The organism is Mucilaginibacter sp. OK283 (genome assembly GCF_900110415.1).
Taxonomy (GTDB): Bacteria; Bacteroidota; Bacteroidia; order Sphingobacteriales; family Sphingobacteriaceae; genus Mucilaginibacter.
Genome location: NZ_FODR01000001.1, coordinates 363,820 through 387,379 on the forward strand (window position 1 = coordinate 363,820; position 23,560 = coordinate 387,379).

Genomic DNA, 23,560 nt, shown 5'->3' on the forward strand with positions numbered 1-23,560 from the left:
AAGAAGCTCAATATCAATCATTTGCAAAAAAGCTGCCCGAACACCTGTTATCCCATCCAAAAACCGAACACCTGCTACCTCCGCTTTCTACTGAAACGTATTCCCCATCTGGAACATCGGCAGGTACATAGCAATCATGATTACCCCCACCAGGAAACCCACTACGATGATAAAAAGAGGTTCCATGATACTGCTTAGGGAGGCTGTCTGGTATTCTACCTCCTCGCCGTACTGCTCGGCTATCTTGGCAAAAAAATAGTCGAGCTTGTTTGATTCTTCGCCAATCCTCACCAGCTGGATCATTTTGGAAGGGTATATTTTAAACTGCTGTAAGCTCTGGTGCAGCGATTTACCGTTCAGGATATCGTCTTCTACCTTTTGCAGGGAAGATTCAATGGGGTACCAGCCCACCATTTGCCTGCTTAAAGCAATGGCCCTCAACAACGGCACGTGCGAGCCCGTAAGTAACCGCATGGAATTGCAGAACCTGCCTAGGTATATCTTTTTAACCAGGTTGCCCGCTACAGGTACCCTCAATACCAAACCGGAAGAAATTTTACGATAACTCATCGTTTTACGCACCCGGAAAAGGAAAACGACGATAGCGGTAATCAAGAGGAAGGCGGGCAGAAAATAGGTTTCCATTCCTTTGGATATCGTGATCACGAGTTCGGTGATCCAGGGCAGCTGCCCCCCGAAGCGTTTGAGCACATCGGCAAACATGGGTACCACCACCTTCAGCATAAAATACACCGCGCCAAATGACGAAAGCAGCACCATACATGGATAGGAAAGCGTGGAAACTATTTTGCGCCTTTGTTTTATCCTGCCCTGGTAATATTTAGCCAGATCCTGCAGAACCATGGCCAGTTGGCCGGTTTCCTCGCCAATTTGAATACTGTATACCTCGTACAAGGAAAACTTACCCGATTTTTCAAGGGCTTTGGAAAGGGCTATGCCGTTATTCAATACGCTATCCTGTATGGCTGCAAACAATTTTTTGTCGCTTTCTTTTTCCTGTTCGGCGGTTACCAGTTCCAGGCTGGTTTTTAAATTGATGCCGGCCAACAGGAGCGAGCTTAGCTCCAGGTATAGGTATTCCTTTTTTTTATCGTTAAGTTCTTTGCTGCCAAAACTGATGTCCCTATTTAAAAACGCAATAATGCCGCCCTCGCCTTCCTGCTTTGCAGGTTTGGGCGCTTTCTTTTTTTCGTATTGGCTCAGATCAATTGCCGGCATGGGTATCCTGTTCAAAAAGGTTAGCAGAACTGTACAGTTTATAATAGTGAAAGGTCATATTATCGTTGTGTAATACTAAATCAAGTTCCAGTTCGTCAACCCTGCTATTTAAAGCATCGGGCCCGGTTTCAACAGTGTGTTGTTCAAAAAGCATATTGGTACGGGTTGTTTTAAACTTAAAAGTGTCTGTTATGCCATTGGTACGCACAATATAATCACTATTAAGCACGTATCTTATACCGCCGTTATTATTCTTAAAAAACAAACCGGAATCGGTTTTTTCGATCAGCTCGGCGCGCCGGAAATCGCGGCTGAGCAAAAGATCGAGTTGTGCCAGATCAGCCGATTCCACGTTTTTGAGCACAAACGCATGGTATGAATTGTTTACAACCGCAAATGCCACATAAACGATAGCGATCAGTATCCCCGACACCAATAGTGCAATGGTTACTTCCATAATGGTAAAAGCCTTTAGTTTATGGTTTAACATTGTCATTATTGATCATTATTTCCGAAACCTTTGCTATCTCCTGTTGGTTTTCATCATAAGCGGCCAAATGAAACTCGCTAAGGCCTGGTCCGCCTTCAAACGGTTTAACCACCGGTATAATCCTGAAGCCATCCTGGTTAAAGGCCTCTTGCGGCAATTGCCGCGATTGTTCTGCTTTAAGCAGGGTATTCCTGAGCACAGCCGTCGCCCGTATTTTTTTTGCGGATATTGCCTGTTGTGTTACATTGGCAAATATCATCATGGCCATACCAAACACTACAACAATAATTACCAGGGCTATAACCACTTCTACAATGGTAGCAGCCTCCAGCATCCCGTTTTTTTTTATTTTGCCTCCAGCCATTGTAGTATTTTTTTTTCGGATGAGGCTACGGGAGTAAGGTCGCTGGTCAGGTAATATGCTGATAAAGCGGGGGCATCTATTTTTAGGTTTATGAGGTAGTTTTCATACCGGCTAAATGCCGTTTGGTACATAAATCGCGTGGTAAAAACGCTTCCTTTAACCGCAGCGTTGTCTTTGGTCGAAAGAATATGTTGCGCATAAATCTGGCCGTTCACCAGGGCCCCTTTGTCCAAACTGATGGTTGCCGGCAAGGCAGAAGCTTCTTTTTCGTAAGTGAATATGACACCATTGATCTGAGCGTTTTGACCAATGTTAACTTGTGGCGGAAAACCAATCGTAGGCGACTTGTAACGCAGCAAGCCCAAACACGAAGGATACTCCAGGCGGCAATTTTTTTCGATACTTATAGAATCAGAAGCAAAGAGCTGGCAACTGCCATGGAAACCACTTTTAACAACGATGGCCTTTGCAAATACCAGCACATTATTCAATATCGCGGTACTATCTATAGTAAGCAGCGTATCTGCATACAGGATGATATTACCCGATAGTCTGGTGTTTTTTAGAGTATAAGGGCTGTTGCCCAGGTTAACAATATTGGCAGGGCGGCGAAATGAACCCGCCAGTGTGTCTACATGCCAGTTCTTACTGACTGTCCCCCCCGGATTATTAAACTGCTGTGCTAAATTGTTTAGGCGAATGTCATTCAACGGGGGCAGGTTACGCTGACTGTCACGAATGTTGCCAATAACAAGCCTTTTATCGCCCTCATATGCTTTATTGTCCACATATGCTGCCTTTACGCCGGCCTTTGGCAGGTAAACGTTACCACTAATCGTTGTCTTTCCGCTTACCGAGACTGATCTGTCTTCGTCTATCAGGTATATAGCCGCCCATTTGGATGAATCGATCCCAAAAGCGGTCGAAAATACTTTAATTAGCGTGTCTTGCTGCTTAAATGCTTCCACAATGCCAATGTCATAAATACCCCAGGGGATATTTTTAAGCCGTACGGAATCATCGCCATTGGTGAACAAATTCAATGTCTTCCCTTGTAAATAGGCTGGGTCTTTTGTCCGCAGCAGGATATGTATGCCTGACGAAAGGTTATCCTGTAGGCGGTCAAATCGCGACTTTACCAGGTATTGCCCCCTAAAAAAATAAGCTGCCAGCACAAGGGCAGAGCAGATTAAGGCAATTACCAGGCTGATAATAATGACAATATAAAGCGCCGAGCCTTTAAGCATGACCCTTACCCGGCTTGGGCTTCTTTTTAAAAATATTGACTTTGTCAAAAAGCGAACGCGGCTTTCCTTCCAAAGCCTTGCCATTGTTATAATAGATTTTCCGTGAAGAATCGCGACTTTCGTGAAATACTACAGGACCATCCAATTCGTTTTTGCGATATTCCCCGCTTTCTTTCAGGCTGCCATCCGGGTTAAAAAAACTAAAGATGCCCGAACGTATTCCATTGCGCCAGTTGACTACTTGTATCAGGTTTCCGTGCTCATCCCAATCCTTCCAGGTTCCGTCCTTGAGGCCTTTTTTAAAGGTGCCTTGAGTTCGGTTGTTGTGGTTCAGGTATGTTTCGATGTAGGCGCCGTTTAATAAGCGGCCACTAAAGCCGCCCTGAAGGGTATGTACTTTGTTAGTTGCATACCAGTAATAAGTAAGCGTGCTTTGCACATCCGGATTTGAATTAACAGGTATAATTTCTGCCAATATCGTACGGTCGGTATCCGTAATTCTTACCTTGTGCAAACCATAATCGGGTATTTTCTGCCCAAATGAGTTGCAGTAAACAAAAATTAAAAAGGTTGTATAAATGAACTTCATTAAATTGCAGGTTGGATATGAATATATTTGGTTTTGCCTCCGCTCTTAACTAATACAGAATCTTTCATATTCCGAATCAGTTTGAATTGCCCTACTGTCTCTCCCTCACTCATCATCGCTTCTTTGCCGTTTACTTTCATAAAAGCAATCAGTTTTTTAGACCCTGGATTTTTTATATACCCGGAATATCGTATAATATCCCAGTTAAAAGACGGTACCATGTTCAACCTCGCAATTCCGGCGTTCGGCCGATTCCTGGCCGGCAGTTTTACGGTGTCTTTCTTTACAACAATCCCAAAAGGATCGCGATAATTCAGCAAGAGGCGAGCCGTGTCTTTGGGCACCGCATAATCATTAAAAACCTCTTTAGGTGCTACCGGTGGCACATAACTTTCATCATGACCGCCGCTGTATGCAATAACTATCCGGTAGATGATGATTCCCCACACCAGCAATACAACCACAATCAGTACATATGTTAGTGCCTTATTTTTTTTGACCATGACCCATTGGCTTAAAACAGTACAAAATTTCTAAGTGCACTGGCTTTCCCTTCCTTGCCCGAAGCGTTCAGCGCACTTACTTTCCAATATATCTTCTCGCCGGTAACGCCGAGATTAAAACTATAACCGGTAGAATTGACCGTAACTGGAAAACTATTACTATAAAGCGTGGTCGAATCGCTTTTAAATACATATAATCTGTAACCTGGTACTCCTGTGACTGAATTCCAACTTAGTTGCACGGGTAAGCTAACACTGCTTCCAGCCGCGGGCGACACCAGGCTAACCTGGGCAGGCAGCGGCAATTGGTAGGTTACATAATTGATAGCCGACCATTTGGATTGTTCGGTCTCGTTTTCTGCCCTTACCCGCCAGCCATAAACCTGATCCTTTGGAAAGGTAAAATTAACCTGGAGCCCAGGGACAACCTGGTTATAAACCAACGCATCTTCATTGGCAAAGTTATTTGTATCAATCTCTACCTGGTATTTCGTTGCGCCGTATAAACTGTTCCATTTAAAAAGGGCTGCATTTACGCTTGTTGACGTATTATTGGACGGTGACGAAAGGGTGACGGTTTGATTGGTTAGCGATGATTGTTCAATAATAAAGCTTCTGGCGGGCGAATAAGCTGTCTGCGAGCTCCCGTTTTCTGCCCTTACCCGCCACTGATAGTTTCCCGGCTCAAGAGTCGAGGTGAATTTAATGTCCTTAACCAGTGTATCCAGAATCAGGCCGCCAATGGAATCAAAGCCGGGGGTAACTACCTGTAACCGGTAAGCCAATGCATCCTCCACGCCGTCCCACCAAAAATTTATAGTGTATTTGGTGCTCTGATACTGGTTTGCAGGTGCTTCAAGCGTCACTTGCCTTTTTGCAATCGAAGGTTCGATAAACTCTTTACAGGCCGAAAGCAATACGTTTGAGGCTAAAAAGGCGGGAAAAATATAAAATAAGTGTTTAAGTTTCATTCCGCACTAATTTAGGAATAAGTCTGAATTATATAAAATAATATCTGGATAATAGAAAACTTCAAATAAAAAAGACATTCCCTGTTGGATATCATTCTCATAATGCATTAAACCGGCAACGACTAACCAATTAGCATAAAAGCATTGAAAAGTAGGACTGTTAAGTTACTGTTGATTTTTTATGGATGCCGGGCAACTTTAACTGAAAGATTGTGCAAAAATAACTGTTAAGTGAATGGATAAACCAAATATTAAAAAATTGCAACCATAACACAAATCAGACAAATAGTTAAAGCTGCTGTACAATAACTGCGCAGCACAGGCGGCATTAAACCGCGTAAATACCCGGTTCAAATATCATTAAATACCTGCAGGCTTTTGCCAGAAATAAACTGGGTTACCTGTAGGGTATTTAACCGAACCGCTGGTTGCTTTCTTAACCTGGCGGCTGCTATAATTACCGGGGTAAAGATTAATGTACTCGTTAGTTGTTTTGCCTTCTTTATAGGTTTCCAAATCCCATTCACTTTTAACCGGGCATTGCAGCCAGTAAAGATTTTTAGACATATAATATCCAAGATAATAATCTTTGGTTTGCTTGTTTTGGTTATTCCAGTTGGCATCATCGTTTAAAACAAGATCATCGGTGCCGTTTTTAATGAGCATGGCCCTAACCTCTTCAATATTAAGTAAATTACCTTTGGTGTCGCTTACATAAGCATTAAAGGTAGGGTCCATCCATATCCATTTATTCAGCGTGTTTGACCATACTATAGTTATCACATGGCAATCGTTATCGGCAGTATCCTTAGGCAGGCAGGTAACCATGCGGGCCTTAAAACCTTCGGCCTGGTAAGCATCCTTTAATATGGTGGCCATCATACGGCAGTTAACACCGCGGTTCTCTTTCTTGCAAATCTCAATTAAATCTATTGCGTTTTTTGATGGTGGGTTATCGGAATTGCCGTCGTGCTTTACCGCATTATGCACCCAATAAAGCAGATTTTTAAACTTACTGATCTCGTCCTTATTTCCGCTGATAGAATCTAAATTATACTTATTTTTAAAGTTAAGCAGTTCTGGTGCAGTTGCCGGCTGATAACTGAAAATGGGAAGTTTTCTATTTAACTCCTTACTATAAGCCCCTGATCTTTGTAGCACATAGGTCATGTCGCCGCGTTCGCGAAGGGTTTGAAGTGCGGCTTTAAAGCGCTTGTCTTCGTGCAGGCTTTCCAGATCGGTATCAACTTTGGTGTTCGAGTAATTGGCATAACCAAGGGCTACGCATTTTTCAAGTGCGGTAAGTGCTTCTTCTTTTTTGTCTTGTAAGTTTAAATAACAGGCCAGGTTGTAATACATGCCTGGGTTCCAGCCTTTAAAGTTTTGAACTATAGCAGGAGACGCGTGTTCATATTTATTTATCCATTCGGCGCATAAGTTGCCGGCTACAATATATTCTTTCTTGTCGGTTGCGGCACGGCGTTCATTTTCAAGTTTGGTAGTGTAGTTTTTAAATTCAGTAACTTCTGCCGATGATTGTTGCTGTGCGTGGGCAAAAAGAGTAGTGGCAACCAGGAGTACGGATAATAATAGTTGTTTCATAACGCAGGTTTTTTACAAGATGCTCTATCCGGATAAAACGTTGCAGCAATTTAAAAATACTTTTAATGTGCCGAAAACAATATTCTGTATTAGTTTATCTGCTATGCTCTATTTAAGGGATATCGCGAAGATGCTTTTGCGGTCACTTAAACGCTACTTCTTTGGTCATCACCACCACCTGTCGGTTTCTGCCAATGCTTTTCATCTGGGATATGATAATCCTTCGAAATCGTTATATTTGTGTTGAGGTAAAAATTGGATAAAGTAAAAGTTTTAGAAAGGTATCTTCCGCCCGATGCTGCCCCGCTCATTGGCCGCTGGATTGACTACTTTAAATGCGAGTTTAAAATTTCGCGCAACCGCGGTACCAAATTTGGCGATTACCGTTCGCCTTATGCAGGGAAAGGTCACCGCATCTCGGTTAATTACGATCTTAACCCGTACGCTTTTTTGGTTACCACCGTACATGAGTTTGCCCATCTGCATACCTGGAATGAGCATAAGCAAAAAGCCCGGCCACATGGTACCGAGTGGAAAAGTAATTTTAAACGGATGATGCAGCCTTTTTTTGAAAAGGACATTTTTCCGCCCGATGTTAAACACGCCATTGTGAGTTACCTGGATAACCCGGCGGCTTCAAGCTGTTCGGATTTGAACCTGTACCGTTCCCTGCGCAAATATGATGCACCAAAAGAAGCGATGCTGACAGTTGAAAAAGTTCCGTTTAAAGCTTTATTCAAAATAAAAGGCAATCGCATTTTCAGAAAGGAAGAGCAGTTACGCAAGCGGTTTAAATGCGTTGAGCTAAAAACCAAGCGGGTGTATTTGTTTAGCCCGGTGGCCGAGGTGGAATTGGTGGAGGAATAAAAGAAAAAGGTATTATTAATGCTACCCATTTTTTTGAGACAGCATTAATAATACCCCTGTATTAGAACTTCCTTGTATTATTTACTTCCACTCCAGCCGTCGCTCCAGCCTGTACCGCCAGCAGCTTTTGAACTTTTTACCAGTTCATCATATTTTAGCTTTTGTGCAGGGGTTAAAACGGCCTTGATTTTTTTTATTGTTGCCGTACGTAGCGGCTCAATAGCAACCAGCATCTTGGTGTTATCACCTTTCGTTTCAGTTTTAATTTTGTCAAACTTTGCCGACGATTCGGTATAGATAGCAGCAACTTTTTTGCATTGCGGATCAGTAAGTTTTAACTTTTTTTGCAGTTCCATCGCCTTTTCTTCCGGCTTACTGCCGGCTGCAGTTTGGGCGAAGCTTGCTGTTGTTAATCCAATAAACAGGCAGCATAATAAAAGTAATTTTTTCATCTTTTAGGTTTGATTAAAATTGTTCGTTATTTTATTTAAATGTAGTTGGTTTTATTCAAAAACAGGTAAACTGCCAACACATTTTATAAAACAAACTTACAGCTTAATTTGTTTTTGCCGCCATAGGCATACACATTGTCATATCCTGTTTATCAATAAAAGTTAATTTAGCCAATTGTGTTACTTTATATTGGTCCACGCCTTCTGTTATCCTCAAAAACTGGTTTGGCGTTATGTTTGTAAAATGCTGAACGGTACCGCTGCCAGCCCATTTTATTTCTATATCGTCAATTATTTTTGCCTGCCCTATGCCAATTTCCTGGCGCAATGGGGATGAGCCAAAGCTTCCGCCGGAGTTTACATCTTTATAAACATTTCTTTTTACACCATTTTCGGTAAATGTTAATTTAATGTGGCTTCCTATTGCAGCCTTATTGGCTTTTACACCATCGAGTTTTAAGCTTATCCAATTGTTATTATTGTTGCGCGGATTAAGGTATAACGAGCTGGTGTACGAATCGCCAATGTAGGCGCCACCCATTTGGGCAAATATATCCTGGTTGCCGGTATTCCTTAAATCTGCAAAGGCAATACCGTGCCCTTTTTGCAGGTTGCCCATGCGCGATGAGGTAGTAATGTCAATAAATTTTTTCCCGCTATCATTTCTGAACATTTTATTGGGAACCAGTGAGCGAAAATCGGGATTGCCTGTTCCAAAATACATATCCAGGTAGCCATCATTATCAATATCGCCAAAGTTGCCCCCCATGCTGTACACCACCTTATCTAAACCAACCTCGCGGGTTACATTGGTAAAAGTACCATTGTGGTTATTGTGGTATAAAAACACATTCCCTGCATCCGGCACGGCTTTACCTAAAGCTGCCGCGGCGCTGTAATAAGCCAGCGGGCGGTTAAAGTTATAATCGCTCACCAGTACATCCTGCCAGCCATCATTGTCATAATCATAAAACCAGGTAGTAAAGGTTCGTTCTTTATTTTGAGCAAAGCCGGCTTTTTGGGTCACGTCTTCAAAATCTACCTTACTCCCTTTAATTCCTTTGTTCCTGAGCAGGTATTTGGCACCAGTCATGGTCGAAATAAAAATATCCGGGTAGCCATCGTTATCATAATCGGCAGATGTAACGCCTTTTACAAATGATACAATATCACAGTGTGCTTCTTTGGTGATATTGGTAAATGTACCGTCGTGGTTATTAATGTACAGCATACAAGTTGATGAATTGCCGTCCATATCCTGTGTTGATGTCTCGGTTCCAACAAAAACATCCAGCCATCCGTCGTTATTAAAATCGGCCCAGGTGGCGGTCTGCGTAGGATGAAAATATAACAGGCCGCTTGGTATGGTTACGTCGGTAAAAGTACCATCCCCATTATTACGCAGCAATGAGCTGGGTTGGTTTCCATAGCCCTTGGTGAGCCAGGCGCCCCTTAATACAAAAAGATCAATATTGCCATCGTTATTATAATCTGTTTGCTGAATATTAAGGCCGCCGGTTATTCCTTTAAGCCCGCTATACTCGGTGCGATCGGTAAATGTGCCATCTTTGTTGTTTTCAAAATAATGCATCGGATCGCTCAAGTCCCAGGCCGATGTGATGATATCCAGGTAGCCATCGTTGTTAAAATCGTCAACGGCAACCCCGCCAGCGCGGCCATTAACATTAAGGCCAAGGCTTTTGGCAATGTCTTTAAATGGCTTTTGTCCGGCCACACTATCGGCATTCAAACCGGGGATTAAAACATTTTTTGGAACCTTTTGAGGGTATTCGCCCAATGTCATGTAGGCAATGTTGAGCAGCCATCTTGATTCCATATCATCGGGATGAACCCTTAAAATGGTTTTATAAATTTGGATAGCTTTTCTTGATCCTGTTTGAATTTTATGTACCCCATCATTTTTGATTGGGAAAATACATGACGAACCGGTATGGTTAAGCATGCAGTTACTACGTTCGCCAAGGCGCATATACGCAATACCCACTTCAGACAAGAGCCTGTCCGATGGCATAAACTCCAGCCTGTCTATTATTTTTTCATAAATACTTACAGATTTTTCTTCCTGCCCTGCCATAAGCAATAACGATGCCTGCGCCGACAACAGGTAGGAATCCTGGTCATTCGGCGGGATTTTAACTAACGAATCGCAGTAGGCAATTTTCACCTCCGGGTTAAACGGGTTTGCCATGTTGGTGTTTTTTTTATTCAATTGGTCAAGCATCTCTATCATTTCCTGGTGCGATGATTTGGGGCTGGATGCTATGATGGTAAAGCCTATTGCTACAATAAGCGTTAGGGCCGCGGCTATTTTTATTTTCATTTTGGACTGATATGATATTATCTCAAAAGCGGGATTGTTTTAAACACCGGCTTTTAGTTAAATAAAAGAATACTATATGCTGATAAAGTTGGGCGGGGCAAAGCCACTGCCAAACAAGTTTGCCAATCCGGATTAGGTACTATTAACTATTGTTTGGGTGTATGTAAAAACCCGAAATGTTTTATCATGTCATTGCGGGCGATAGCGTGGCAATCCCGTCGCAAGCATTGCAGATTTTACATAGTTCGCGATTGCTTCGTTCCTTATAATGACATCGTTTTATTTTGTCACTTTCCAGTTCAGAGCCACCGGAGTTTACAACTCAGCACAGGCAAAAAAAAACACCTGAATACAACATTAAATAGTAGTTGATGGTATCCTTAACGGATTAAGCAAGAAGAAAATTAGCAGGTAACCTTAGGCGGTTGCTCAGGAATATCCTGGTAATAGTGCACCAGTGGTTGTACGGGCTGTACAATGTTTTTTTGAATATTTTTTATAGGGCAGCAAAACTCAACGTGCGCAAAGGCTACGCTAACGTTATCCTGCATAATGGTTTTGCCATACGGCACGTGGTCTTTTTGTGGTACCGGGATATCTTTAACACCTTTTGCATTAAGTACATTTTTATCAACCGGGCGCGTCGTTTCGTAATTAGGAATGCACATCAGGTGTATAGCCGTGCGCGTAACCTTCATTTTTACGTAGTTGTAGTTGGTGTTGCCAAATTGTATTTGCCCGGCTATGTTTTCAAACCGTTTCCAATCGTGAATATTGGGCAAATCAACAGGTATGGCTATTTCGGTAAGGTCTTTAACATCATATAAGCCTTTGCTTACCTGTTGGTTGTAAAATTTATTGGTTTTATAGACCAGGTATTGATGCAACGCCAGTTGCCCGCCAATATTTAGCAGGTGAATACTTAGCAATAAAAAGGCAACAATCTTTTTCAAACTGATTTATAGGTACAATGATATCTAAAGGTGCAATTTATAAATATGTTTTCAAAATTTATTATAACTATAAGTAAATATTAATACCTATTGATTGAATAAGTTGTTGAAATTAATCCTGATTATCAGTTGAAATAGTAAATATGGATTATGTGCCCGGTTTTCCATATTGATCATAGGTGCGCCCGGTGAATAACTTTAACAGCCGACCGGCTATGCAGCTACATCAAATTTGCATGTGTTTTGCAAATGCTGCTTTACGAGCGCCTATAGTTCTTTCTTCGTGAAGTTTTCAACCAGCGGATTTGGATAATTATCGCTTTGGTCTTCGGCCACATTATCCAGGCATTTAAAATCTTTTTCAACAAGCAGGTACATCTCACTGCTGTTGTTTTCATAGCCAACACGGTTGGTACTGGTCCATTCAAGCGCCAAAGCGACGGGCATATACATAATAATGGTATTATCAGTAAAATCTGCCGTTAAAAATTCCGTTTCTGTACGCTGCAGGGCATATTTAAATGTCCGGGTACCAAATTTGGTACTTTCTTCCAGGTAACCATCCCTGTCAAAGGTTTCTACATCGGTTTTGGTAAGGCGATATCGCAGTGAGTTTCCTTTTATCCTGATTTTCATACTTGTTTAATTGTTAACGTTAACCACATCGCCTATAATTATAATAGCCGGATAGGTAAGCTGGTTTTCGGCTGCCATAGCAACCAGGTCTTTAACCTTCCCCCGCGCAGATTTTTGTTTGGGTAACGATGCGTGCTGAATAATAGCGGCAGGTGTATGGCCTTTACCCGATGTAACGTAGGCAAGGGCAATTTCGGCCAGCTTTTTCATGCCCATATATATTACTACCGTAGCATTGCTTTGCATGGCGCAGGCGAGGTCGGCAGATAGACGGCCATCTTTTTTAGTTCCGGTAACCATCCAAACGCTTTCGCTCACCAGGCGGTGGGTTAAAGGAATATCCTGAAGGCCGGATGCCTGCATGCTGGTAACACCCGGTATGTACTGTGTAGTTATGCCATGTTGCCGGGCGTAAATTATTTCTTCAAAGCCGCGGCCAAATATAAACGGATCGCCACCTTTTAGCCTTACCACATTGCCTTTGGTAAAAGCGTAATGCTTTATCAGCTCATGAATAGTTTCTTGCGGGGTGTAATCGCCATAGGGTTGTTTGCCTACATATACCTTTTCGCAATCATCTTGGCAGATATTCAGTAGCTCTTTATTCGCCAGGTTGTCATATAATACCACATTTGCCTGTTGTAATACCTTATATCCCTTCATTGTTATCAATTCCGGGTCTCCGGGACCTGCTCCAAGTACAAAAAGAACCGGATTTTCAATTGTTTTTTGCATATTTTGAAATTTTGCATCAAAAAATAAGTTTTTAGGCTATTTTATTTTGATGATTTTGTTAAAATGTTAAAATCATTATTTACAATCAACATAAATAATGACATAAATTATATCATTAGCACTAAATTAACAATTAAAACATCAATAAACATGATTTATTTAATAAAAAACTTAAAAAAAATTTTTATTTGCCATTTTTTTGAGTTATAATTGTGATGTAAATGAAATCAGGGTCGTATTTGATTCATTTAAGTTTGAAAATTGCTTTAACATTTAAAAAATTTCGATATGTCAAAACCAACCATTATTGTTGTAGGCAACGGTATGGTGGGCTATAAGTTTTGCGAGAAGCTTTTGGCCAGATCAGCCCAGTTCCAAATAATTGTTTTTGGCGAAGAGCCCCGTCACGCTTATGACAGGGTGCACCTGAGCGAATATTTTAATGGCAAAACTGCCGATGATCTGTCGCTCTCCACTTTATCGTGGTATGCCGACAATGGTATCGCGCTGCATTTGGACGATCCTATCCAGGAGATTAACCGTACCGAAAAAACAATCCACTCATTAAAAGGAGTTACTTTAAAATACGATTACCTTGTTTTGGCAACCGGTTCATCAGCTTTTGTGCCTGATATTCCGGGGATAGAAAAAGAGGGCGTGTTTGTATATCGTACCATCGAAGACCTGGAGCTTATAAAAGCCTGCGCGGCCAACGCCAAATCTGGCGCTGTTATGGGCGGCGGCTTGTTGGGCCTGGAGGCTGCTAAGGCGTTGATTGACCTGGGTATCACAGAAACACATGTTATTGAATTTGCGCCTCGGCTAATGCCAAGGCAAATAGATTCGGCAGGTAGTAATATGCTGCAAATGAAACTAAGCCAGCTGGGTTTACACATTCATTTAAATAAAAGTACAGCAGCCATTGTAGGCGAAAAAAAAATTCAATCATTAAAGTTTAATGACGATAGTCAGCTTGCGGTAGATATGCTGGTAATATCGGCAGGTATCCGCCCGCGCGACGAGCTGGCAAAACTGGCCGGCCTGCATGTAGGTACCCGCGGCGGCATTGTAGTGAACGAAAAAATGCAAACCAGCGATGAGCATATTTACGCCATTGGCGAATGTGCCCTATACGAGGGAATGATTTATGGTTTGATTGCGCCCGGTTATGAGATGGCTGATATTGCGGCCGCTCATTTAACCGCGGCCGACAAGTCTTTTTACGGGTACGACATGAGTACCAAATTAAAATTAATTGGTGTTGATGTAGCCAGCTTTGGCGATGCCTTTATTACCGAACCCGATTGCCGCACCATTTTGTTTGAAGATACCCACAAGGGAATATACAAACGCATTAATATTACTAATGATGGGAAGAACCTGTTAGGTGGCATTTTAATTGGCGATGCAGAGGCTTACAATATGCTGCTGCAAACGGTTAATAATAAAATTGTATTGCCACCCGATCCGGAAGATTTGATACTGGGATCAAGAGGCGGGGCGGCAAATGAGGGCGCCGGCGTAATGAACCTGCCCGACGATGCGCTTATCTGCTCATGCGAAGCCGTAACCAAGGGCGCAATCTGCTCGGCGGTTACCGATGGCGGTGTTGCCAGTATTGATGGTATGAAAAAATGCACCAAAGCCGGTACCGGTTGCGGTGGTTGTGTGCCACTGGTGAAAGATTTAATTGCCGGTACCCTTAAGGCAAATGGTCAGTATGTTAAAAATGTAATTTGCGAGCATTTTGACTACTCGCGCCAGGAGTTGTTTGACATGGTAAAAATAAATAAGCTTAAAAATTACGACCTGGTACTTGACCATTACGGTAAAGGCGATGGCTGCGAAACTTGTAAGCCGGTTGTTGCCAGCATCCTATCGAGCCTGTGGAACGATGTGATAGTAAAACAGGAAGTAATACAGGATAGCAATGACAGGTTTTTGGCCAACATTCAAAAAGGCGGTACTTATTCTGTAGTGCCACGCATTCCCGGAGGAGAAATTACGCCCGACAAACTGATAGTAATTGGCCAGGTGGCCAAACGATACGGATTGTATACCAAAATAACCGGTGGTCAGCGTATTGATTTGTTTGGTGCGCACTTAAGCGATTTGCCATTAATTTGGGAAGAGCTGATAGATGCCGGTTTTGAAAGCGGCCATGCATACGGCAAAGCGCTGCGTACAGTAAAAAGCTGCGTGGGTAGCACCTGGTGCCGCTTTGGTTTGCATGATAGTGTAACTTTTGCTATTGAGATTGAAGACAGGTATAAAGGTATCCGTGCACCGCATAAACTTAAAGGTGGCGTAAGCGGTTGTGTACGTGAATGTGCCGAAGCGCAATCAAAGGATTTTGGGATTATAGCTACCGAAAAAGGCTGGAACCTGTATATCTGCGGCAACGGTGGTTCAAAGCCGCAGCACGCACAGTTATTAGCTACCGATATTGATAAAGAAACATTGGTGAAATACCTGGATAGGTTCCTGATGTTTTATATCAAAACCGCCGACCCGCTAACCCGTACTGCAACCTGGCTTAATAAGCTGGATGGCGGAATGAGCTATCTTAAAAATGTAATTGTAAACGATAGTCTTGGCCTGGCCGAACAGCTTGAAGAAGAAATGCAGGCGCTTGTAAATACTTACCACTGTGAATGGAAAGAGGTAGTGGAAAATCCAACTATGCGCAAGCGTTTTGCTCACTTTATAAATGCACCCGAAGAGAAAGATCCAACCGCGCAGTTTGAACCAATGCGCGAACAGGTGAAAGCCAAAGGGTGGTAAGTTTCAAAGTAAAAAATCAAAATTCAAAAAGAAGGCCGCATGTTTAATATGGGCGTGTTGTGCTGATAAAATATAATATAATGGAAACAGCGATAGAAATTAAATGGATACTGGCCTGTTATGTAGATGATGTACCGGAAAATGGCGGATCGTGCGTAAAGCATGGCGATGAGCAGATTGCTATATTTAATTTTAGCCGCCGGGGCGAGTGGTATGCAACCCAAAATCTTTGTCCGCACAAACAGCAGATGGCTATTTCGCGGGGAATGATAGGTAGTACCGGCGAAAGTTGTGAGCCGAAAGTTGCCTGCCCATTTCATAAAAAAGCATTCTCGCTACTTACCGGCGAATGCATTGGCGAAGAGGAGCTGGTTATTAAAACCTATCCTGTAAAGGTTGCTGATGGTAAAGTATTTGTAGGTATTGCCTGAGAAGATGCCGGCAAAGAATTAAAGCTATTTCAGGCGGGGATCCAACAGGGTTGCCGCCTTTTTTGTACAAATAGGTGCCCTGTCGTCCTTAAATGGTATTAAGTTCAGGAATTACGAAACGATTTAAATATCGAACACTAAATATCCAATATCGAATAATGAAGGAGAAACTTCGGTGTTTCACATTCATTATTCATTGTTTGGTATTTTATATTACTGGTTGGTGTCTTGTGTTAAAGCAAACAATTTTTCGCCGTTAATAATACTAATCTTTTTGCCGTTGGTGCTTATAATGTCTTCCTGGGTCAGCTCGTTTACTACTCTGAAAACGGTTTCATAAGTTGCGCCGGCATAAGAGGCCAGGTCCTGGCGGGTAAGTTCAATATCAATATGGCCATCTTTGTTAATGCCAAACTGGTCTTTTAGTGAAACCAAAGCATGGGCAACGCGGCCTTTAACAGGCATGTGTGCCAGGTTGCGCATCTTTTTTTCTGCTTCCTGTAATTCATCGGCAAAAAATAACATCAGTTGGTAGGTATATTGAGGGTTTACTTTTAAAGTTGCCTCAAAAAATTCCATATCAACATAACATATAATGCCATTTTCAAGTGCTGTTGCCGAAATAGGGTAATGGGTTGCGTGTTTTCCTAACACCCTGTGCCCAAAAATGGCTCCATTATTGGCAAAACGGATAATGAGTTCCTTATCTGAGCCCCATTTTTTGTGAACTTTCACATTTCCTTCGTATACAAAATAGATTCCGGTAACCGGGTCGCCTTCGCTAAAAATAACCTGTCCTTTCTTGACTTTGAAGTTTTTTCTGTTCGCGGCAATGGCGGGCAACCATTCTTTTATGCAGCTTTTGCATAAAGTGCAAGTTTGATTGTCGCAATGGATGTTCTTTTTCATTTAGTACGTAGTTTCTGTTGTGTTTTTATTAAAAATAGTGATAAAAATCGTGTTATCTGTTAAAATTTACTTCATTTAAGCAGTTTTGGTTAACGAATATTGATTTTCATTGAATTTAATTGCGGATTATTCAATTTTTATCGACTTGAAAATTATCAAAAACATATTTTGTCAATTTTTAAGCTGTCAAAATTTAAAATTTTGATAAAAAATTAATAATTACATGATTTTAATCATAAAAATTAACTTTTCGATGCAAATATTTGCATTTATTCATTAAATACGATATATTTATTAAATTAAATCAGGAATTATTAAAAAAAAGGTGTCGCCTATGGTGAAAAAATAGAAAAAATAAAAAAAAGCCCTGTCGGGAGGTCGCATTCCCAGGCAGGGCCAGTATAGTTTTTAATCGCTTTAACAAATAAAAAACCAATTCAAATGTATAAAAATGTACGTTATAAATTCATAATATTCGCCGTAATTTTAATTTCAGGCACCTTACAAATTAATATTGCAAAGGCCCAGTTTAGCCTGGCAGGGCAATTACGTATACGGGGAGAAGCTCGTGATGGCTATGGTAACCTTGTGCCAAAAGGCGCAAAAAGCGCCGATTTTATTTCGCAACGTACCCGTTTAAACTTTGGTTATAAATGGGATCTTTTAACATTTGGCGTTAGTGTTCAGGATATTAGGGTATGGGGAGCTGATGCTTCAACCATATCAGCAGCGGACGGTAACCGTTTGATGCTACATGAAGGCTGGGCCGAGCTAACGCTGGCCAACAAAGCCGATACTAACGTTAAGTTTAAGTTATTGGATTTGCTTACCTTTAAAATAGGTCGCCAGGAATTAATTTATGATGATTCGCGCCTTATTGGTAACCTCGATTGGCTACAACAGGCACGCCAGCATGATATGGCATTATTAAAAGCTGTGCACCACGGCTGGCAGGTTGATCTGGGTTTTGCTTATAATCAAAATACCGATGCCAATGGCGTAACCAATAGTAATTATTTACCGGGCAATTTGCCTGCATATATTAAAAATAGTTTAGGCACGCTGGTACCGCTTCCGGCCGGTATTGTTCCTTTAACTGCTGCAGGAAGTGCGGCAAACAATAGTTCAAAAACGGGCACCCCCTTATTTACAAACCCCGCCGGTACTAATGGAGCTACGCAAAATTACAAATCGTTCACCAGTTTGTATATCAGCAAAAAGTTTGATCAAACCAAGATGTCTATTTTGGTATTTAACGATAACTTCGGTAAATATCGCCTCGATTCTGTAGGCAGCGCAGCAGCCGGATATGTTTACGGCAGGCGTTTTGTGCCAAATGGCGCAACCGATACCTATAATTATGGTGTAAATAAACGCTACACCTACGGGTTAATGCTTAGCCCAACTTTTGGCAATGCCTCTGGTTTTGGGAAAATAGCGATACAAGCCGCTTATTACCGTCAATCGGGTAACGACAGGGATGGTAAAACCATGAGTGCCTACCACTATACTGTTGCAGCAACTTATCAAAAAGACCTTTTCAGTGTAACGCCAGGTTATGATGTATTATCCGGTACAACTGTTGCTGATCAGGCATTGGGGAAAAACAACTCATTTGATCCATTGTATGGTACACCTCACAAATTTTGGGGCTATATGGATTATTTTTATGCAGGCACCGGATCGCCTAAAGGCGGTTTAAACAACCCTTACGTTAAATTTAAATATACCGCCAACACCTTTGCTTTAGGTCTTGATCTGCATTCATTCTCCTTAAATAAGGATATGAAAAAGGCCGATGGTACAACCATAAGTAAAAACCTGGGTAAAGAAGCCGATTTACAGTTTAGCTACAACATGAACAAGTTTACCAATATTGAATTGGCTTACTCGCTCATGAAAGCTACAGACAGTATGCCGTTTGCCAAAGCACAAGCCGTAAACGATGCTACTGCCGCAACCTTTAATAAAACAGGTACCTGGGCTTATGTGATGTTAAAATTTACCCCCGACTTTTTTTACAGTAAACCGGTAGCTATTAAACAATAACTAAATCATTAAAACTTAAAATGCCTGCAATGAATATACATATACAAAAATATTACAAACCCATGCTATTATGGTGTTTGTGCGCTTTACTTGTGGTAAGCGGCGCTGTTGCCAAACAGCCAAAAAAAGTTGTTAAGCTGGGCTTTATCCCGTTAACAGATTGCGCCCCCCTGGTAATTGCAAAAGAAATGGGCTTTTTTGCCAAATATGGTGTTGATGTACAGCTATCAAAAGAAGCATCATGGGCGGTTATCCGCGATAAAATATTAAATGGCGAACTCGATGCCGCGCACTGCCTCTTTTCTATGCCATTTTCGGTATACACAGGGATTGGTGGGAAAGCCGGGTCGGAAATGAAGATAGCCATGATCCTCAACAATAATGGCCAGGCTATAACCCTGTCGAAAGATTTTTGCGGGCTGGTTGGTTTTCGCGATCTGAAAAAGGTAGCGGCTGCTATTAAAGATGTAAAGTCCCGTAAGGAAGTAACCTTTGCCATGACGTTTCCGGGCGGAACGCATGATATATGGCTGCGCAACTGGCTGGCAGCATGCGGTGTAAATGCTAAATCGGTGGGTATCATTACCATACCACCGCCGCAAATGGTAGCCAACATGAAGGTGGATAATATGGAAGGCTTTAGTGTAGGCGAACCATGGAACGGCGTAGCGGCAACCCAGGGAATTGGGTTTACCCAAATATCCAGCCAGGACATATGGAAAAACCATCCCGAAAAGGCGCTGGTGGCCAACAAAGCATTTGCAGAAAACGATAAAGAAGACCTTAAAAATGTGATGAAAGCCCTTATTGAAGCCTGCAAATGGCTTGATGTAATGAGCAACCGCAAAAAGGCAGCGCTTCTATTAAGCAAACCTAATTATGTGAATGCACCGGTACAGGTTATTGAGGCCCGGTTAATGGGATCGACAGAAATCGGTTGCGACCTGGGTGTACAAAAATACAAGGATGATTATATGTTGTTTTACAACAATGGCGCGGTAAATACACCAAAACTATCATACGGTATCTGGTTTATGGCCCAGTATATGCGTTTTGGAATGATAAGCACGGCTCCGGATTATTCGGCAGTAGCGCAGAAGTTGATCCTGGACGATTTATACGCCGAGGTTGCCAAAAGTATGGGGGTACCTGTACAGGAGGATATGAAACCGTTTAAAACAAACCTGGAAACTATAGTTTTTGATCCAAAAAATCCGGCACCGTATATAGCCGGTTCAAAAAAATAGGTTGAATAGTTAATTAACATGGAAAAAGCCTGCCGGGCTTATATGGCCCGGCAGGTCTTACCAAAACATTAAAATGATATGAAGCAATTATTTTCGGTAAAAACGGCCATGTCGGTAGTCTATTTCCTGGCAGGCATGATCATCATGGGCGGTATATGGGCTTTAATAGCTAAGCTCACTAAAAACGAGATTCCTGCCCCATCGGCTACCTGGACTGTTTTTAAGGAGGTAATACAGCACCCATTTCAAAACGATGCCGACCAGAAAGGTATAGGCACTAAACTGCTGAGCTCGCTTAGCCGGGTAAGCATTGGTTTTGGTTTGGGCAGTTTATTTGCAATACCCATTGGCTTAATTATGGGGAGCAGCAAAATAGCTATGCGGGTTATTAACCCGATGGTGCAAATTTTAAAGCCGGTTTCGCCCCTGGCGTGGTTTCCCTTAGGCCTGGCCATTTTCCAGGATTCGCCAAAGGCCAGTATATTCATGATTTTTATATGCTGTTTGTGGCCAACGCTTATCAATGCAGCGTTTGGTGCATCAAATATCCCGCAGGATCACAAAAATGTAAGTAAGGCTTTTGGCTTTTCAAGGTGGAAATATCTTACCAAAATATTATTGCCATTTAGCCTGCCCCATATTATTACCGGGCTAAGGCTGTCAATAGGTATTGCCTGGATGGTAATTGTTGCCGGCGAAATGCTTTCGGGAGGAATTGGCCTGGGCAACTTTGTTTGGGAAGAAGGATTTAATGGCGGTAGCGTAGCAAAAATTTTAGTAGCTATTATCATTATAGGAGTAGTAGGCTCATTGCTTGATAGGTGTTTTACCTGGTTGCAGCAAAGATTCTCGTACGCGGTTTAAAAATTAATCATCATTTATTTAAAATTTAATTTTATGAGTAACATGTCAATAATTGCACCACTTGAGGATGACATTACTGCAACTGCTGAAATTATTTTGGAACAAGCCGCCAATACGCCGGTAAGTATCCAGATAAATAATGTGACAGTTAGTTTTAAAACGCCCAAAGGAATATATACTGCTGTTAAAGAAATTGATTTAACGGTAAAAAAAGGTGAAATAGTAGCGCTGATAGGCCACTCCGGCTGTGGTAAATCAACCCTGATGAGCACCATAAGCGGCATGGTTAAACCAACAAGCGGCGAGGTATATGCCAATGGCAAAAAAGTGAACTCGCCCGGGCCCGACAGAGGAATTGTGTTTCAAAATTATTCGCTGCTTCCGTGGCTTACAGTTTATAAAAATATTGAAGTAGCAGTTGGTGCAGCCCTTAAAGAACTGCCTGCTGCAGAGCGTGTTAAATTAGTGGAAACTAATTTAAGGATGGTGAACCTTTGGGAACATAAAGATAAGTTGCCCGGCCAGCTTTCGGGCGGCATGAAACAACGGGTGGCTATAGCCCGCGCCTTTGCTATCAATCCAAAAATATTATTACTTGATGAGCCTTTTGGTGCGCTTGACGCCTTAACCAAAAGTGCCATGCACGTTGAACTATTAAAATTATGGAACCTTGATCATCGCGAAAAAACCATTGTAATGGTTACGCATGATATTGAAGAGGCCATTTTTTTGGCAGACAGGGTAGTAGTTATGAACAACGGCCCTGCGGCTACTATAAAAGAAATTGTGGATGTACCATTGGCAAGGCCGCGTAATAAAAAATTTATAGTACACGACCCTATGTATATGGAAATTCACGACCGCTTATTGAATTTACTGATTGATAAGTTTTCTATAGATGACGAACATTAATAATATACCAATCCCCCAAAAAAACGATAGCATGAATAATACAACAGCAAAACAACTTACCAAACTGAATATATTTTCGTTAAAGGGCGTGCAGATGCGCACCTTCCATACCACCTGGCTCATGTTTTTTGTATGCTTTTTTGGCTGGTTTGGCCTGGCACCGCTGATGCCAACCATCCGTGCCGAACTGCATTTAAGCAAAGGCCAGGTAGGTAATACCATTATAGCATCTGTAGCGGCCACCATTATAGCACGCCTTATTATTGGTAAACTTTGTGATACCTGGGGGCCACGTAAAACAGCTGTAAGGTTATTGCTTATTGGTTCGTTGCCCGTTTTTTTTGTGGGCCTGGCGCATGACTATACTTCGTTCCTGTTGTTCCGCCTGGCTATTGGCGTAATCGGTTCGTCGTTTGTAATTACACAGTTTCATACATCTATGATGTTTGCACCTAATATAAAGGGTACTGCCAACGCTGTAACAGGTGGCTGGGGTAACCTGGGTGGTGGTGTAACTAATATGGTAATGCCGTTAATATTTGCCGCCATAGTTGGTGCTGGTTATACCAAAGCCGAAGCATGGCGCTATGCCATGATAGTGCCGGGTGCATTGATGCTGATCATGGCATTTATATACTATAAATTTACCAAGGATACACCTAATGGTAACTATGACGAAATAGGACATACCAAAGCCAATTCTTCAAAAACAGACTGGTCAATTTTGGGTGACTGGCGCGTTTGGGCCTTAACCTTATCATACGCCATGTGCTTTGGTATGGAAATAACTTTTGACAACGTAGCCTCATTGCACTTTGTTGATACGTTTCATTTGTCGCAAAGTTCGGCGGGTTTTTGGGCCGGTGTTTTTGGGTTCATGAATATTTTTGCCCGTGCATTAGGCGGTATCGTATCAGACAAAGTTGGCGGCAAATTCGGCATGCGTGGCAAGGGCTTATTGCTTGCGGGTGTTTTGCTATTAGAAGGAGCGGGGCTTATCCTGTTTGCCAGCTCGGGCAACCTTACTGCTGCCATTATTTCTATGCTTTCATTCGCGCTGTTCCTTAAAATGTCAAATGGTGCTACTTATGGCATTGTTCCGTTTATTAACAGTAAAAATGTAGGTATGGTGAGCGGTATAGTTGGTGCAGGCGGCAACCTGGGTGGTATGCTGTTTGGCTTTTTATTCAAATCATCTACCATTACTTATGTACAGGCATTTACCTATATCGGTATAGCCGTTATGGCAGTATCTGTAATTGTATTGATCACCCGTTTTCAAAAACAAACAGTATCAAAAGAAGTTGAAGAGCCGCTTGTTGCGGTAGCATAGTAAGCTAAAAGCGGAAGGCTGAAAGCCTAAAGCGCTAAATAG

22 protein-coding genes are annotated in these 23,560 nt (G+C 42.0%); 8 read left to right on the forward strand and 14 right to left on the reverse strand.

The window, feature by feature from the left end:
* Positions 1-87: 87 nt before the first annotated feature.
* The 8 genes from BMX56_RS01660 to BMX56_RS01695 all read right to left on the reverse strand — a co-directional run bounded on the left by BMX56_RS01660 (position 88) and on the right by BMX56_RS01695 (position 7,005).
* Positions 88-1,254, reverse strand: a complete 1,167-nt coding sequence (locus tag BMX56_RS01660) for a type II secretion system F family protein (RefSeq protein ID WP_255369746.1) — start codon at positions 1,252-1,254, stop codon at positions 88-90.
* On the reverse strand, positions 1,226-1,729 hold the full coding sequence (locus BMX56_RS01665; protein ID WP_090639473.1) for a prepilin-type N-terminal cleavage/methylation domain-containing protein: 504 nt from the start codon (positions 1,727-1,729) through the stop codon (positions 1,226-1,228). Before BMX56_RS01665 ends, BMX56_RS01660 begins: the two co-directional genes overlap by 29 nt.
* On the reverse strand, positions 1,716-2,093 hold the full coding sequence (locus BMX56_RS01670) for a hypothetical protein (RefSeq protein ID WP_090639480.1): 378 nt from the start codon (positions 2,091-2,093) through the stop codon (positions 1,716-1,718). Before BMX56_RS01670 ends, BMX56_RS01665 begins: the two co-directional genes overlap by 14 nt.
* Positions 2,075-3,340, reverse strand: coding sequence for a hypothetical protein (locus tag BMX56_RS01675; RefSeq protein ID WP_090639485.1), 1,266 nt, complete (start codon positions 3,338-3,340; stop codon positions 2,075-2,077). The genes BMX56_RS01670 and BMX56_RS01675 overlap by 19 nt, the downstream gene beginning before the upstream one ends.
* Positions 3,333-3,929, reverse strand: a complete 597-nt coding sequence (locus tag BMX56_RS01680) for a toxin-antitoxin system YwqK family antitoxin (RefSeq protein WP_090639489.1) — start codon at positions 3,927-3,929, stop codon at positions 3,333-3,335. The genes BMX56_RS01675 and BMX56_RS01680 overlap by 8 nt, the downstream gene beginning before the upstream one ends.
* Positions 3,929-4,432 carry a hypothetical protein gene (locus BMX56_RS01685; RefSeq protein WP_090639494.1) on the reverse strand — a complete coding sequence of 168 codons (504 nt, stop codon included), beginning with the start codon at positions 4,430-4,432 and terminating at the stop codon, positions 3,929-3,931. Before BMX56_RS01685 ends, BMX56_RS01680 begins: the two co-directional genes overlap by 1 nt.
* Positions 4,433-4,443: 11 nt before the next feature.
* The gene (locus tag BMX56_RS01690) at positions 4,444-5,403 is read right to left on the reverse strand and encodes a fibronectin type III domain-containing protein (protein ID WP_090639498.1); all 960 of its coding nucleotides are present in this window, start codon (positions 5,401-5,403) and stop codon (positions 4,444-4,446) included.
* Positions 5,404-5,763: 360 nt separating this feature from the next.
* Complete coding sequence (locus BMX56_RS01695; protein ID WP_090639501.1) at positions 5,764-7,005, reverse strand: TPR end-of-group domain-containing protein; 1,242 nt, start codon at positions 7,003-7,005, stop codon at positions 5,764-5,766.
* A gap of 255 nt (positions 7,006-7,260) precedes the next feature.
* Here BMX56_RS01695 and BMX56_RS01700 point away from each other — a divergent pair, with 255 nt between their 5' ends.
* Positions 7,261-7,872: a SprT-like domain-containing protein gene (locus BMX56_RS01700; RefSeq protein ID WP_090639506.1), complete on the forward strand. Its 612-nt coding sequence runs from the start codon at positions 7,261-7,263 to the stop codon at positions 7,870-7,872.
* 77 nt (positions 7,873-7,949) lie between these two features.
* Here the strand turns inward: BMX56_RS01700 and BMX56_RS01705 are convergent, their stop codons facing one another.
* From BMX56_RS01705 to cobA, 5 genes are all read right to left on the reverse strand, one after another.
* Positions 7,950-8,324 carry a hypothetical protein gene (locus tag BMX56_RS01705; protein ID WP_090639509.1) on the reverse strand — a complete coding sequence of 125 codons (375 nt, stop codon included), beginning with the start codon at positions 8,322-8,324 and terminating at the stop codon, positions 7,950-7,952.
* Between the two features lie 103 nt (positions 8,325-8,427).
* Entirely contained in the window at positions 8,428-10,665 is a 2,238-nt protein-coding gene (locus BMX56_RS01710) for a CRTAC1 family protein (RefSeq protein WP_090639513.1), read from the reverse strand.
* Positions 10,666-11,069: 404 nt separating this feature from the next.
* The gene (locus BMX56_RS01715) at positions 11,070-11,618 is read right to left on the reverse strand and encodes a hypothetical protein (RefSeq protein WP_090639519.1); all 549 of its coding nucleotides are present in this window, start codon (positions 11,616-11,618) and stop codon (positions 11,070-11,072) included.
* Between the two features lie 267 nt (positions 11,619-11,885).
* Positions 11,886-12,254, reverse strand: coding sequence for a DUF7009 family protein (locus BMX56_RS01720; protein ID WP_090639524.1), 369 nt, complete (start codon positions 12,252-12,254; stop codon positions 11,886-11,888).
* A 6-nt stretch (positions 12,255-12,260) separates the two neighbouring features.
* The gene (gene cobA, locus BMX56_RS01725; protein WP_090639533.1) at positions 12,261-12,989 is read right to left on the reverse strand and encodes a uroporphyrinogen-III C-methyltransferase; all 729 of its coding nucleotides are present in this window, start codon (positions 12,987-12,989) and stop codon (positions 12,261-12,263) included.
* A 288-nt stretch (positions 12,990-13,277) separates the two neighbouring features.
* Here cobA and nirB point away from each other — a divergent pair, with 288 nt between their 5' ends.
* Positions 13,278-15,773 (forward strand): nitrite reductase large subunit NirB, encoded by a 2,496-nt coding sequence (gene nirB / locus BMX56_RS01730; RefSeq protein ID WP_090639540.1) that lies wholly within the window; start codon positions 13,278-13,280, stop codon positions 15,771-15,773.
* An 80-nt stretch (positions 15,774-15,853) separates the two neighbouring features.
* The gene (nirD, locus tag BMX56_RS01735) at positions 15,854-16,204 is read left to right on the forward strand and encodes a nitrite reductase small subunit NirD (protein ID WP_090639551.1); all 351 of its coding nucleotides are present in this window, start codon (positions 15,854-15,856) and stop codon (positions 16,202-16,204) included.
* A gap of 213 nt (positions 16,205-16,417) precedes the next feature.
* On the opposite strand, the gene BMX56_RS01740 is transcribed toward nirD, so the two are convergent.
* The gene (locus tag BMX56_RS01740; RefSeq protein ID WP_090639559.1) at positions 16,418-17,113 is read right to left on the reverse strand and encodes a Crp/Fnr family transcriptional regulator; all 696 of its coding nucleotides are present in this window, start codon (positions 17,111-17,113) and stop codon (positions 16,418-16,420) included.
* A 441-nt stretch (positions 17,114-17,554) separates the two neighbouring features.
* Here BMX56_RS01740 and BMX56_RS01745 point away from each other — a divergent pair, with 441 nt between their 5' ends.
* The 5 genes from BMX56_RS01745 to BMX56_RS01765 all read left to right on the forward strand — a co-directional run bounded on the left by BMX56_RS01745 (position 17,555) and on the right by BMX56_RS01765 (position 23,518).
* Positions 17,555-19,162 carry an alginate export family protein gene (locus BMX56_RS01745; RefSeq protein WP_090639573.1) on the forward strand — a complete coding sequence of 536 codons (1,608 nt, stop codon included), beginning with the start codon at positions 17,555-17,557 and terminating at the stop codon, positions 19,160-19,162.
* 29 nt (positions 19,163-19,191) lie between these two features.
* Positions 19,192-20,409, forward strand: a complete 1,218-nt coding sequence (locus BMX56_RS01750) for a CmpA/NrtA family ABC transporter substrate-binding protein (RefSeq protein WP_090641605.1) — start codon at positions 19,192-19,194, stop codon at positions 20,407-20,409.
* 78 nt (positions 20,410-20,487) lie between these two features.
* Positions 20,488-21,273, forward strand: coding sequence for an ABC transporter permease (locus BMX56_RS01755; RefSeq protein WP_090639582.1), 786 nt, complete (start codon positions 20,488-20,490; stop codon positions 21,271-21,273).
* 33 nt (positions 21,274-21,306) lie between these two features.
* Complete coding sequence (locus tag BMX56_RS01760) at positions 21,307-22,185, forward strand: ABC transporter ATP-binding protein (RefSeq protein ID WP_218152363.1); 879 nt, start codon at positions 21,307-21,309, stop codon at positions 22,183-22,185.
* A 31-nt stretch (positions 22,186-22,216) separates the two neighbouring features.
* Entirely contained in the window at positions 22,217-23,518 is a 1,302-nt protein-coding gene (locus BMX56_RS01765; protein ID WP_090641607.1) for an MFS transporter, read from the forward strand.
* Positions 23,519-23,560: the final 42 nt, after the last annotated feature.

Coding starts and splice junctions, on each gene's coding strand:
- BMX56_RS01665 (WP_090639473.1), bottom strand. CDS start 1,729: ATGTTAAACCATAAACTAAAGGCTTTTACCATTATGGAAGTAACCATT.
- BMX56_RS01670 (WP_090639480.1), bottom strand. CDS start 2,093: ATGGCTGGAGGCAAAATAAAAAAAAACGGGATGCTGGAGGCTGCTACC.
- BMX56_RS01675 (WP_090639485.1), bottom strand. CDS start 3,340: ATGCTTAAAGGCTCGGCGCTTTATATTGTCATTATTATCAGCCTGGTA.
- BMX56_RS01680 (WP_090639489.1), bottom strand. CDS start 3,929: ATGAAGTTCATTTATACAACCTTTTTAATTTTTGTTTACTGCAACTCA.
- BMX56_RS01685 (WP_090639494.1), bottom strand. CDS start 4,432: ATGGTCAAAAAAAATAAGGCACTAACATATGTACTGATTGTGGTTGTA.
- BMX56_RS01690 (WP_090639498.1), bottom strand. CDS start 5,403: ATGAAACTTAAACACTTATTTTATATTTTTCCCGCCTTTTTAGCCTCA.
- BMX56_RS01695 (WP_090639501.1), bottom strand. CDS start 7,005: ATGAAACAACTATTATTATCCGTACTCCTGGTTGCCACTACTCTTTTT.
- BMX56_RS01705 (WP_090639509.1), bottom strand. CDS start 8,324: ATGAAAAAATTACTTTTATTATGCTGCCTGTTTATTGGATTAACAACA.
- BMX56_RS01710 (WP_090639513.1), bottom strand. CDS start 10,665: ATGAAAATAAAAATAGCCGCGGCCCTAACGCTTATTGTAGCAATAGGC.
- BMX56_RS01720 (WP_090639524.1), bottom strand. CDS start 12,254: ATGAAAATCAGGATAAAAGGAAACTCACTGCGATATCGCCTTACCAAA.
- cobA (WP_090639533.1), bottom strand. CDS start 12,989: ATGCAAAAAACAATTGAAAATCCGGTTCTTTTTGTACTTGGAGCAGGT.
- nirB (WP_090639540.1), top strand. CDS start 13,278: ATGTCAAAACCAACCATTATTGTTGTAGGCAACGGTATGGTGGGCTAT.
- nirD (WP_090639551.1), top strand. CDS start 15,854: ATGGAAACAGCGATAGAAATTAAATGGATACTGGCCTGTTATGTAGAT.
- BMX56_RS01740 (WP_090639559.1), bottom strand. CDS start 17,113: ATGAAAAAGAACATCCATTGCGACAATCAAACTTGCACTTTATGCAAA.
- BMX56_RS01745 (WP_090639573.1), top strand. CDS start 17,555: ATGTATAAAAATGTACGTTATAAATTCATAATATTCGCCGTAATTTTA.
- BMX56_RS01750 (WP_090641605.1), top strand. CDS start 19,192: ATGAATATACATATACAAAAATATTACAAACCCATGCTATTATGGTGT.
- BMX56_RS01755 (WP_090639582.1), top strand. CDS start 20,488: ATGAAGCAATTATTTTCGGTAAAAACGGCCATGTCGGTAGTCTATTTC.
- BMX56_RS01760 (WP_218152363.1), top strand. CDS start 21,307: ATGAGTAACATGTCAATAATTGCACCACTTGAGGATGACATTACTGCA.
- BMX56_RS01765 (WP_090641607.1), top strand. CDS start 22,217: ATGAATAATACAACAGCAAAACAACTTACCAAACTGAATATATTTTCG.